Annotated in this window: 12 protein-coding genes and 1 other RNA gene; 9 read left to right on the top strand and 4 right to left on the bottom strand. The window is 55.4% G+C overall.

Going from position 1 to position 11,677, the window contains the following annotated elements; genetic code table 11:
* The first annotated feature begins 76 nt into the window (after window positions 1-76).
* The 4 genes from fbaA to ACA108_18055 all read left to right on the top strand — a co-directional run bounded on the left by fbaA (window position 77) and on the right by ACA108_18055 (window position 3,801).
* Window positions 77-1,156 carry a class II fructose-bisphosphate aldolase gene (gene fbaA, locus ACA108_18070; protein ID XEX95228.1) on the top strand — a complete coding sequence of 360 codons (1,080 nt, stop codon included), beginning with the start codon at window positions 77-79 and terminating at the stop codon, window positions 1,154-1,156.
* Window positions 1,157-1,331: 175 nt separating this feature from the next.
* Window positions 1,332-2,192: a small-conductance mechanosensitive channel MscS gene (mscS, locus tag ACA108_18065; protein XEX95227.1), complete on the top strand. Its 861-nt coding sequence runs from the start codon at window positions 1,332-1,334 to the stop codon at window positions 2,190-2,192.
* A gap of 133 nt (window positions 2,193-2,325) precedes the next feature.
* Entirely contained in the window at window positions 2,326-2,961 is a 636-nt protein-coding gene (gene argO / locus ACA108_18060; GenBank protein ID XEX95226.1) for an arginine exporter ArgO, read from the top strand.
* A gap of 108 nt (window positions 2,962-3,069) precedes the next feature.
* Window positions 3,070-3,801: an oxidative stress defense protein gene (locus ACA108_18055; GenBank protein ID XEX95225.1), complete on the top strand. Its 732-nt coding sequence runs from the start codon at window positions 3,070-3,072 to the stop codon at window positions 3,799-3,801.
* Between the two features lie 75 nt (window positions 3,802-3,876).
* Here ACA108_18055 and argP read toward each other — a convergent pair whose 3' ends face one another.
* Window positions 3,877-4,776, bottom strand: a complete 900-nt coding sequence (gene argP / locus ACA108_18050) for a DNA-binding transcriptional regulator ArgP (protein ID XEX95224.1) — start codon at window positions 4,774-4,776, stop codon at window positions 3,877-3,879.
* 165 nt (window positions 4,777-4,941) lie between these two features.
* Between argP and rpiA the strand changes: the two genes are divergently transcribed.
* Together rpiA and serA are read left to right on the top strand one after the other, a co-directional pair.
* Window positions 4,942-5,601, top strand: coding sequence for a ribose-5-phosphate isomerase RpiA (gene rpiA, locus ACA108_18045; GenBank protein XEX95223.1), 660 nt, complete (start codon window positions 4,942-4,944; stop codon window positions 5,599-5,601).
* 279 nt (window positions 5,602-5,880) lie between these two features.
* On the top strand, window positions 5,881-7,119 hold the full coding sequence (gene serA, locus ACA108_18040) for a phosphoglycerate dehydrogenase (GenBank protein ID XEX95222.1): 1,239 nt from the start codon (window positions 5,881-5,883) through the stop codon (window positions 7,117-7,119).
* 95 nt (window positions 7,120-7,214) lie between these two features.
* Here the strand turns inward: serA and ACA108_18035 are convergent, their stop codons facing one another.
* The 3 genes from ACA108_18035 to zapA all read right to left on the bottom strand — a co-directional run bounded on the left by ACA108_18035 (window position 7,215) and on the right by zapA (window position 8,407).
* On the bottom strand, window positions 7,215-7,829 hold the full coding sequence (locus ACA108_18035) for a 5-formyltetrahydrofolate cyclo-ligase (GenBank protein ID XEX95221.1): 615 nt from the start codon (window positions 7,827-7,829) through the stop codon (window positions 7,215-7,217).
* A 23-nt stretch (window positions 7,830-7,852) separates the two neighbouring features.
* Window positions 7,853-8,036: non-coding RNA, 6S RNA (gene ssrS, locus ACA108_18030), on the bottom strand.
* 41 nt (window positions 8,037-8,077) lie between these two features.
* Window positions 8,078-8,407 (bottom strand): cell division protein ZapA, encoded by a 330-nt coding sequence (gene zapA / locus ACA108_18025; GenBank protein ID XEX95220.1) that lies wholly within the window; start codon window positions 8,405-8,407, stop codon window positions 8,078-8,080.
* A 168-nt stretch (window positions 8,408-8,575) separates the two neighbouring features.
* Here zapA and ACA108_18020 point away from each other — a divergent pair, with 168 nt between their 5' ends.
* Genes ACA108_18020 through ubiH form a run of 3 tightly spaced genes read left to right on the top strand, consistent with a single transcriptional unit; the run spans window position 8,576 to window position 11,667 of the window.
* Window positions 8,576-9,154 (top strand): YecA family protein, encoded by a 579-nt coding sequence (locus tag ACA108_18020; GenBank protein ID XEX95219.1) that lies wholly within the window; start codon window positions 8,576-8,578, stop codon window positions 9,152-9,154.
* A 21-nt stretch (window positions 9,155-9,175) separates the two neighbouring features.
* Complete coding sequence (pepP, locus tag ACA108_18015) at window positions 9,176-10,492, top strand: Xaa-Pro aminopeptidase (GenBank protein ID XEX95218.1); 1,317 nt, start codon at window positions 9,176-9,178, stop codon at window positions 10,490-10,492.
* Complete coding sequence (gene ubiH, locus ACA108_18010; protein XEX95217.1) at window positions 10,489-11,667, top strand: 2-octaprenyl-6-methoxyphenyl hydroxylase; 1,179 nt, start codon at window positions 10,489-10,491, stop codon at window positions 11,665-11,667. Before pepP ends, ubiH begins: the two co-directional genes overlap by 4 nt.
* Window positions 11,668-11,677: the final 10 nt, after the last annotated feature.

Raw genomic sequence — 11,677 nt, 5'->3', positions numbered from 1 at the left:
CCTGCCCGTTGATTTCTTGCCGCCCGTAGACGACCTTAGGCGGCACAAACGATACGACGATACAGGACAAACAACCATGTCTAAGATTTTTGATTTCGTAAAACCAGGCGTAATCACTGGTGATGACGTACAGAAAGTTTTCCAGGTAGCGAAAGAGAATAACTTCGCTCTGCCAGCCGTTAACTGCGTGGGCACCGACTCTATCAACGCCGTTCTGGAAACAGCTGCAAAAGTTAAAGCTCCAGTTATCGTTCAATTCTCTAACGGCGGTGCCGCTTTCATTGCCGGTAAAGGCGTGAAGACCGACATTCCTCAGGGTGCAGCAATTCTGGGTGCTATCTCTGGCGCGCACCACGTTCATCAGATGGCCGAACATTACGGCGTGCCGGTCATCCTGCACACCGACCACTGCGCTAAAAAACTGCTGCCGTGGATCGACGGCCTGCTGGACGCGGGTGAGAAACACTTCGCTGCTACCGGTAAGCCACTGTTCTCTTCCCACATGATTGACCTGTCCGAAGAGTCTCTGGAAGAAAACATCGAGATCTGCTCCAAATACCTGGCTCGTATGGCCAAAATGGACATGACTCTGGAAATCGAACTGGGCTGCACCGGCGGTGAAGAAGATGGCGTAGATAACAGCCATATGGATGCATCAGCTCTGTACACTCAGCCAGAAGACGTTGACTACGCGTACACCAAGCTGAACGCGATCAGCCCACGTTTCACCATCGCTGCTTCCTTTGGTAACGTGCACGGTGTGTATAAGCCAGGCAACGTGGTTCTCACCCCAACCATCCTGCGTGATTCCCAGGATTATGTTTCTAAGAAACATAACCTGCCGCACAATTCCCTGAACTTCGTCTTCCACGGCGGTTCCGGTTCTTCTGCACAGGAAATCAAAGACTCCGTAAGCTACGGCGTTATCAAAATGAACATCGATACCGACACCCAGTGGGCAACATGGGAAGGTATCCTGAACTACTACAAAGAAAACGAAGCTTACTTGCAGGGTCAGCTGGGTAACCCGAAAGGCGAAGACCAGCCGAACAAGAAATACTACGATCCACGCGTATGGCTGCGTGCTGCACAGACCTCTATGATCACCCGTCTGGAGCAGGCCTTCAACGAGCTGAACGCGAAAGACGTTCTGTAAGTTAAAGCGCAACTAGTTCGATAAACCCGCCTTGTGCGGGTTTTTTTTGTTCATTTATTCGCGATCGCGAGTCATGATTTGTGACCGACTTGGCACATTCGCTTGTTTTTGTTTACCCTTTAGAGTCTGACTTATGGTTCAGGCAACCATTTCGCTACAAAACAAGGAGCTGTGAATGGAAGATCTTAACGTAGTAAACAGTATCAACAGTGCCGGAGGCTGGCTGGCGCGCAACCAGGCGTTACTGCTGAGTTATGCGGTCAACATCGTGGCGGCCATTGCCATTATTATCGTCGGGATGATTGTTGCCCGCATGGTATCAGGTGCGATTAACCGGGTCATGCGCGCAAGGCACATCGATGCCACGGTAGCGGATTTTCTCTCCGCCCTGGTCCGCTACGGGATTATAGCCTTCACGCTGATTGCCGCCCTTGGGCGAGTTGGTGTGCAGACGGCCTCGGTAATTGCGGTGCTTGGTGCCGCAGGTCTGGCCATCGGTTTAGCCCTACAGGGGTCGCTTTCAAACCTCGCGGCGGGTGTGCTGCTGGTGACCTTCCGTCCGTTCCGGGCGGGTGAGTACGTCGACCTGGGCGGTATCGCGGGCACCGTGCTTAATGTGCAAATATTCTCAACCACCCTGCGTACCGTAGACGGCAAAATCGTTGTGGTGCCAAACGGTAAAATCATCGCCGGCAATATCATTAACTTCTCCCGCGAGCCTGTGCGCCGCAATGAATTTATCATCGGCGTGGCCTATGACGCGGACATCGACCAGGTGAAGCAGATCCTGACCGATATCATCAGCAGCGATGACCGCATCCTGAAGGACCGTGAGCAGACCGTGCGTCTTAACGAACTGGGTCCATCCTCGGTGAACTTTGTGGTGCGCTGCTGGAGCAACAGTGGTGATCTGCAAAACGTCTACTGGGACGTGCTGGAGCGCGTTAAGAAAGCGCTGGATGCCAACGGCATCGGCATTCCTTATCCGCAGATGGACGTCAACTTTAAACGCGTGAAAGAACCCGCGCCGCAGTAAGCCTGGCGGGTCAGCTTCGCTGACCCGTTCATCATTAGAAATTCTGATAAACCATTAAAATTATCCATTTCCTCTAATGATTCTTCCGACTTAAACTCTTCGCTAATTGCTAAATAATGAAGAGAAAATCCTCGTGATATCTTACTACTTTCAAGGGCTTGTTTTAGGTGCCGCCATGATTCTCCCTCTTGGGCCCCAGAATGCCTTTGTGATGAACCAGGGCATCCGCCGCCAGTACCACCTGATGATTGCCACGCTCTGCGCGCTAAGCGACCTGGTGCTTATCTGCGGTGGGATCTTCGGCGGCAGTGCCATCCTGATGAAGTCGCCGTGGCTGCTCGCGCTGGTCACCTGGGGCGGCGTTGCTTTCCTGCTCTGGTACGGCTGGGGGGCGCTGCGCACGGCGATGAGCAGCAGCGTGGAGCTGGCAACGGCGGAGGTGATGAAGCAAGGGCGCTGGAAAATCATTGCCACTATGCTCGCCGTTACCTGGCTTAATCCGCATGTCTACCTCGATACCTTCGTCGTACTGGGTAGCCTCGGTGGGCAGCTGGCCGCCGAACCAAAACGCTGGTTTGCGCTGGGAACGATTAGCGCGTCGATTCTGTGGTTCTACGGTCTGGCTATACTCGCCGCGTGGCTGGCGCCTCGTCTGCGGACGGCAAAAGCTCAGCGAATAATCAACGGTGCCGTGGGGCTGGTGATGTGGTTTATCGCTTCTCAGTTGGCGTGGGATGGGGTCAAGCACATTTCGGCGCTGGTGGGTTAATTGGCCTTTATCCGATAGACAAGTTACCATTCCAGGCTAAGCTTGCTGCCATACGCCCGCGAGCCTGTCGGGCGCAATGACAGTGGAACGTAGCATGGAGGAATTACAGTGAAGTTTAAGACCCTGGCATTAGCCGCTTTAGTAGGATTTGGTACGCTGCCGGCGCTGGCCGACGAGCTGCCAAACGGCCCGCATATCGTCACGTCCGGCACCGCCAGCGTCGATGCCGTTCCTGATATTGCCACGCTCGCTATCGAAGTAAACGTCTCCGCCAAAGATGCGGCCTCAGCAAAAAAACAGGCTGATGACCGCGTTGCGCAATACCTGACTTTCCTGCAGCAGAGCGGCGTTGAGAAGAAAGATATCAATGCGGCTAACCTGCGCACCCAGCCAGAATATGAATACCTGAAAGACGGCAAAACGCAGCTGAAAGGCTACCGTGCCGTACGCCAGGTGGAAGTGACCCTGCGCAAGCTCGACAAAATGAATGAGCTGCTGGACGGCGCCCTGAAGGCCGGCCTGAACGAAATCCGCTCCGTCTCGCTGGGCGTTGCAGATCCGGAGCAGTACAAGGACAAGGCGCGTAAAGAAGCGATTAGCGACGCGACCCGTCAGGCAAAATTGTTGGCCGAGGGCTTTAACAGCAAGCTGGGTCAGGTCTACAGCGTGCGCTATCACGTTTCTAACTATCAGCCTGCGCCAATGGTACGGATGATGAAGGCCGATGCCGCAGCGCCTGTTTCCGCGCAGGATACCTACGATCAGCAGACCATTCAGTTTGACGATCAGGTAGACGTGGTGTTTGAGCTGGACCGCGCTCAGGGCGAAGCCGCAAAGTAATTTTTATAAAAAAATAGGTTGGATAAGCGTAAGCGCCATCCGACAAAAAAGGCCGCTAACATAAGCGGCCTTTTCCTATTCTGCGTCCTGGCGCAGTACCCGGTGTCCGTACTCCAGCAGCGCGTCCGTGACGTTACGCATCATTCTGCTTTCCGGCGCAAACCGGTGCCAGTACAGCATACGCCGCTGCATCAGACCCGGCGTCAGGTCAATCAGCTCGCCGCTGTTCAGCTCCCTTTCGATTTGCAGATGCGGGATCATACAGCAGGTGGTGCCCTGGCGAGCCAGCTGCACAAAGGCTTCCGACGAGTTCACGATATGGCAAGGCACGCTGCCCGGCGACAGATCGAAGTTCTGCTGTAAAAAGGCCTGGTGCATATCGTCAAGATGGTCAAAGGCGACGGCTGGCGCTTTGAGCAATGCAGAACGCGTGACGCCGTTCGGGAAGTAGCGAGCAGCAAAATCTTTCGAGCCAACGAACAGATAATCAAGCGCGCCTAATTTATCAACCAGGCAGCTCGGTAACGGCTGGGGTTGAATGGAAACGGCCCCGACCACTTCGCCGCGACGCAGGCGTTCCTGAGTACGGGTTTCATCTTCGACCTGTAGATTCAGGCGGATGGGGGAGTCGGCCAGCACCGGTGCAAGAGCGGGAAGCAGCCAGGTTGCCAGGCTGTCGGCGTTGACCGCCAGCGACAGCAGCAGAGGCGTGGAACCGGTTTGCTCATCGCCAAGCCACTCTTCTTCCAGCAGCTCCACCTGACGCAGTAACGCCAGCAGTTTCTGTCCCTGCTCGGTCGGGCGTGGCGGAACGGTGCGCACTAACAATGGCTGGCCGAACATATTTTCCAGTTGCTTGATGCGCTGTGACACCGCTGATTGTGTGATGCACAGCTTCTGCGCCGCGCGCTCAAACCCTCGTTCACGAATAACCGCATCCAGCGCCTGTAGCGTTCTGTAGTCCGGGCGTTTCATTGTTGTTGCTGACCTCTGTTTTTGCTTTGCCAGCACTATGACATAAATTTGCACTCAATCCAGACCAAATCCACAAAGATCGGATGAGTTCTCCCAATGGCGGGGACAATCTCACGGCGGTTGCACTATAATGCGCGTCAGTTTTCACAGCACAGGCAAATAACCATGACGCAGGATGAACTGAAAAAAGCAGTGGGTTGGGCAGCGCTCCAGTACGTGCAGCCGGGCACCATTGTTGGCGTGGGCACCGGCTCAACCGCCGCACACTTTATTGACGCTCTGGGGACCATCAAACACCAGATTGATGGCGCGGTATCCAGTTCCGATGCCTCCACCGCTAAGCTGAAGAGCCTGGGCATTCCCGTCTTCGACCTTAACGAAGTTGATTCTCTGGGCATCTATGTGGACGGCGCGGACGAAATCAACGGCCAGATGCAGATGATTAAAGGCGGTGGTGCAGCGCTGACCCGTGAAAAGATCATCGCCTCCGTTGCCGAGAAGTTTATCTGTATCGCCGACGCCTCCAAGCAGGTTGATGTGCTCGGCAGCTTTCCGCTACCTGTTGAAGTGATTCCCATGGCCCGCAGCTGCGTCGCTCGCGAGCTGGTTAAACTGGGCGGTCGCCCGGAGTACCGTCAGGGCGTGGTGACCGACAACGGCAACATCATTCTTGACGTCTATGGCCTGAGCATTATCGACCCGATCGCGCTGGAAAATGCGATTAACGGGCTGCCGGGCGTGGTGACCGTCGGTCTGTTTGCTAACCGAGGCGCGGACGTTGCGCTGATCGGCACGGCGGACGGCGTGAAAACTATCATAAAATGATCTGACCGGGGCGCACTCAGCGCCCCAAAAACCGTTTAAATTCTGACAATTTATTTTAACGGCAAATTTGGTGACATATGTCACATTCCTGTAAACCACCTGTGATTCATTCCTGGTTCTCTCACCCCGCCAGCATTTTGTGCTAACTCCTGCCGTTTATTTCTCTCCCGCCAGTCCATCGACGCAATCGTTCATATTGCCCATAGCGTAGATTTTGATATTTTGACAGAAGGATAACTTACAGGCAGTACAACACAGCTAGCTAAATAGGGTCGGGAAATGGCAAAAGTATCACTCGAAAAAGACAGAATTAAATTCCTGCTGGTGGAAGGCGTACACCAGAAGGCGGTCGATAATCTTCGCGCGGCAGGGTACACCAACATCGAGTATCACAAAGGCGCGCTGGACAGCGATGCGCTCAAAGAAGCCATCCGTGATGCCCATTTCATCGGCTTACGTTCCCGTACCAACCTGACTGAAGACATTCTTTCGGCGGCTGAAAAGCTGGTTGCGGTCGGCTGCTTCTGCATCGGCACCAACCAGGTTGACCTGGATGCGGCGGCTAAACGCGGCGTGCCGGTCTTTAATGCGCCATTCTCCAACACGCGTTCCGTTGCTGAGCTGGTGCTTGGCCAACTGCTGCTGTTACTGCGCGGCGTACCGGAAGCCAATGCCAAAGCACACCGTGGGGTCTGGAACAAACTTGCGGTTGGCTCTTACGAAGCTCGCGGCAAAAAACTCGGTATTATCGGCTACGGTCATATTGGTACTCAGTTAGGTATTCTGGCTGAATCGCTGGGGATGAACGTCTTCTTCTACGATATTGAAAACAAGCTGCCGCTGGGTAACGCCACGCAGGTACAGCATCTGTCCGACCTGCTCAACATGAGCGATGTGGTCAGCCTGCACGTGCCGGAGAACGCATCCACTAAGAATATGATTGGGGCAGACGAACTGGCGCTTATGAAGCCGGGCGGGCTGCTGATCAACTGCGCTCGCGGTACGGTTGTCGATATCCCGGCGCTTTGCGATGCGCTGGCGCGTAAGCATCTGGCCGGTGCGGCAATCGACGTTTTCCCGACGGAACCTGCCACCAACAGCGATCCGTTTGTGTCGCCGCTGTGCGAGTTTGATAACGTGATCCTGACGCCGCACATTGGTGGCTCAACTCAGGAAGCTCAGGAGAATATCGGTCTGGAAGTGGCGGGTAAACTTGCGAAGTATTCTGACAACGGCTCAACGCTGTCCGCTGTGAATTTCCCGGAGGTTTCCCTGCCGCTGCATAGCGGCACAACAAGCCGCCTGCTGCATATCCACGAGAACCGCCCGGGGATTCTGACCGCGCTCAACCAGATCTTTGCCGAGCAGGGCATCAACATCGCCGCTCAGTTCCTGCAAACCACACCGCACATGGGGTACGTGGTGATTGATATTGATGCGTCTGAAGACGTTGCCGAAGCGGCGCTGAAGTCTATGAAGGCGATTCCGGGGACTATTCGCGCCCGTCTGCTTTACTGATTTAACTCTGCCGCGGCTGACGCTGACGCTGACGCTTATCCGCCCTACATTCGAATATGTTCGTAGGGCGGATAAGCGAATGGGTCATCCCCTTTTTACCACTCCCACAGCCGGGACGGCGTGACAACCGCCGGTAACGGGATATCCCAATCCTCCGCTGGTAAAGCCGGAACCTGCTGGCAATCATGCGCCAGACCAACTGGCCACAGGCCATGCCGCTGCCAGTTTTGTAGCGTCCTGTCATAAAATCCTCCGCCCATGCCTAACCGTTGCCCCTGTTCGTCAAACGCGACGAGCGGCGTTATCAGCACGTCCAGCCTGTCCAGCGGCAGAACGTTGCGCACGTCCAGCTTCGGCTCGAGGATCCTCAGGCGGTTCATGACCAGATTGCTGTCTTTGTCATAGCGTAAAAACAGCAGGCTTCCCTTACTGAAAGGATGCAGAACCGGCAGGTAAACGTCTTTATCAGCTTGCCAGAGAGCACGAATCAAGGGATCTGTATCCAGCTCGCCGTCGAACGACAAAAATAGCGCAACGCTTTTTGCCTTTATTACCGGTGGGTAAGCCAGCATGCGTGAAGCGGCCCGTTGTGCAAAGATATGCTGTTCGGAATCCGTAATGGAGCGGCGTCGTTGCCGTATGGTCTGACGAATTTCAGCGCGAAGCTGTGAGGCAAAATGAGGTGTGGAGCTCAGGGAACGTTGTGTCATATGAAATGACCAGGTAGAAAGAGGGAATCTCCGAGATGCCGCCGCAGGCTGTAACCCTTGAACCCTTGGTTCAAGGTGAATGCAGCGTCACTGTCATCAGGCTTCTCGGACGGACCGAGCATGCTCACCGACGGTGGAGCACCACATTCTTGTGGTATGAAATATCGGCTCAGGGGACTGGCCCGCTTGCAAACATCTCAGAGAATTTTGTACTTCACAGTTACTCTACCATAGACAACTGCGAAGCGTTATTCAAAATTAGGACCCTGTCTTTCTGTTATGCGACCCTGTTCAAGCAAGGCTTGTTCAATGGTCTGCTGTAACATTTTGATGCGCTGCTCCATGTTGGCAGCGTAATCACGGGTTTTCGATTTTTCCTGAGTCAGCTCGTAGCAAATGTTCAGTGCCGCGATGAAAACTAACTGCTCAGTATTTGTGACTCTAGTGCGAACTTTTAAATCTTGCAACCGCTGATTCAGCTCATCTGCGGCCTGATTCAACGCATCCTGTTGTTCAGGCGGACAATTCACGCGCAATGAACGACCGAAAATTTGGATATCGACTGGTTGTGCAGACATGCCACCTTCCTGCTGTTAACTCGCCTGCCTTTCGCCAACCTGTGTCAGGCCACGAAAGGGGCGTCACTATAGCTACCCCGTTATGAAGATACAAGCCCTTTTCTGGTGCCTCGAGGTCCCTGGTGGTAGCATAACATGAACTCTCTCTGCCAACGATGACGAATGCGCATGTCTATACAGAACGCAATGCCTGGCTACGACGCCGTAAGCCAACTTTTGAACCAACAGGGTGTGGGCCTGACGCCTGCAGAAATACACGGCCTGATCAGCGGAATGCTGTGTGGCGGCAACAAAGACACCAGTTGGCAAACGCTGCTCCACGACCTGACCAACGAAGGCCTGGCCTTCAGCCAGAACCTCGCTGACAGCCTGCGCCAGATGCACGGCGCGACGGGCGATGCGCTGGAAGACGACGGTTTTATGTTTCAGCTTTACCTGCCGGACGGCGATGAAACCACGGTATTTGACCGTGCTGACGCGCTGGCCGGCTGGGTTAACCATTTCCTGCTCGGCCTGGGCGTCACCCAGCCTAAGCTTGATAAGGTGACTGGCGAAACAGGTGAAGCCATCGACGATCTGCGCAACATAGCCCAGCTGGGCTATGACGAAGACGAAGATCAGGAAGAGCTGGAGATGTCCTTAGAAGAGATTGTTGAGTACGTGCGCGTTGCGGCGCTGTTGTGCCACGACACTTTTACCCGTCCGATGCCAACGGCACCAGAAGTGCGTAAGCCGACGCTACACTAAAATTTTGCCTCAGGAGGTGTGATGAATCAGCAGGAATTTCTCCGTCGCCGCCAGGCGTTATTGGCGAAAATGGCCCCCGCCAGCGCCGCGCTAATTTTTGCGGCTCCCGAGGCGACACGCAGTGCGGACAGTGAATATCCGTACCGCCAGAACAGCGATTTCTGGTACTTCACCGGGTTTAACGAACCTGCAGCGGTTCTGGTGCTTATCAAAAGCGATGACACCCACAACCACAGCGTGCTGTTCAACCGCCTGCGCGATAAGACCGCTGAAATCTGGTTTGGTCGTCGTCTTGGTCAGGAAGCCGCACCGGAAAAACTGGCAGTAGATCGCGCGCTGGCATTTTCTGAAATTGACGAGCAGCTGCATCAGTTGCTCAACGGGCTGGACGTGGTTTATCACGCTCAGGGCGAACATATGTATGCGGATGCCATCGTCTTTACCGCGCTCGACAAACTGCGCCGTGGTTCTCGGCAAAACCTGAGCGCCCCCGCCACGCTGACCGACTGGCGTCCGTGGGTCCACGAGCAGCGCTTGTTTAAATCCGATGAAGAAATTGCCGTGATGCGCCGGGCCGGTGAGATCACCGCGCTGGCCCATACCCGTGCGATGGAAAAGTGCCGCCCGGGCATGTTCGAATACCAGCTGGAAGGGGAAATTCTTCATGAATTTAACCGCCACGGCGCACGTTTTCCGTCCTATAACACTATCGTTGGCAGCGGTGAAAATGGCTGCATTTTGCATTACACCGAAAACGAAAGTGAAATGCGCGATGGCGAGCTGGTGCTGATTGACGCTGGATGCGAATACAAAGGGTACGCGGGGGATATCACCCGCACCTTCCCGGTGAACGGCAAATTCAGCGCGGCGCAGCGTGCCATCTACGACATCGTTCTTGAATCCCTTGAGACGGCGCTTAAGCTCTACCGCCCGGGGACTTCCATGCAGGAAGTGACCGGCGAAGTTATCCGCATTATGGTCCAGGGACTGGTGAAGCTTGGCATTCTGAAAGGTGATGTCGAACAGCTGATTGCTGATAACGCTCACCGCCAGTTCTTCATGCACGGCCTCAGCCACTGGCTTGGCCTGGACGTTCACGACGTGGGTGCTTACGGCCCGGATCGTTCCCGCGTGCTGGAAGCTGGCATGGTGATCACCGTTGAGCCGGGGCTGTATATCGCACCGGATGCGGATGTGCCAGCGGAGTATCGCGGCATCGGCATTCGTATTGAAGATGACATTCTCATCACAGAAGACGGCAACGAAAACCTGACGGCGAGCGTGGTGAAATCTGCGGATGATATTGAAGCGCTGATGGCGGCGGCACGTCAGCTATGAGCGTGATTATCGTCGGTGGGGGGATGACCGGCGCAACCCTCGCGCTGGCTATCTCAAATATGACCGGGGGAAAGCTTCCGGTGCACCTTGTCGAAGCCACTGAACCAGACTCTGTAGCCCATCCGGGTTTTGACGCCCGGGCAATTGCTCTCGCTCAGGGTACCTGCCAGCAGTTGACCCGTATAGGCGTCTGGCCTGCTATTTCTGATTGCGCCACGGCAATTACCACCGTGCACGTGAGCGATCGCGGGCACGCCGGATTTGTGACGCTCGAAGCGAAAGATTATCAGATTGGCGCTTTAGGCCAGGTGGTTGAGCTGCACAATGTCGGCCAGCGTCTTTTTGCCCTGCTGCGTAAAGCGCCGGGCGTAACATTACACTGCCCGGAGCGAGTATCCTCCTTTACGCGTGATGAACGCGGGGTAAGCGTAGTGCTGGACAGCGGAACGGTGCTGGAAGGCAAACTGCTCGTCGCAGCAGACGGCTCTCGTTCCGCGCTTGCGGCGCAGTGCGGCATCGTCTGGCAGCAGCAGGATTATCAGCAGATTGCGGCTATCGCCAACGTCACTACCGCTCTGCCGCACAATGGCCGGGCCTTTGAACGCTTTACCGAGCATGGTCCGTTGGCCATGTTGCCAATGTCCGACGGGCGCTGCTCGCTGGTCTGGTGCCATCCTCAGGATGCGCTGGAAGCAGTAAAAAACTGGAGTGACGATCGTTTTTGCAACGAGCTACAGCGCGCCTTCGGCTGGCGTTTAGGGCGAATTACCCATGCGGGCGCGCGCAATATTTACCCGCTGGCGCTGACCACCGCCACGCAATCTGTTTCGCATCGCGTAGCGCTGGTCGGTAACGCCGCGCAAACTCTGCATCCCATTGCCGGGCAGGGCTTTAACCTCGGCCTGCGCGATGTCATGTCGCTAGCAGAGACCCTGAGCGCCGCGCATCAGGCGCAGCTCGATCCCGGCAGCTATCCCGTGCTGGCTGATTATCAGCAGCGCCGAAGCGCAGATAAAGCGGCAACCATCGGCGTCACCGATGGCCTGGTGCAGCTGTTTGCTAACCGCTGGGGGCCGCTGGTCGTTGGCCGCAATCTGGGCCTGATAGCGATGGAACATTTTACTCCGGCACGAGACGTGCTGGCACAGCGAACCCTTGGTTGGGTTGCGCGTTAAAGGAGAATCA

Source organism: Dryocola sp. LX212, assembly GCA_041504365.1.
Taxonomy (GTDB): domain Bacteria; phylum Pseudomonadota; class Gammaproteobacteria; order Enterobacterales; family Enterobacteriaceae; genus Dryocola.
This window is presented reverse-complemented; position numbering and strand designations above follow the sequence as displayed.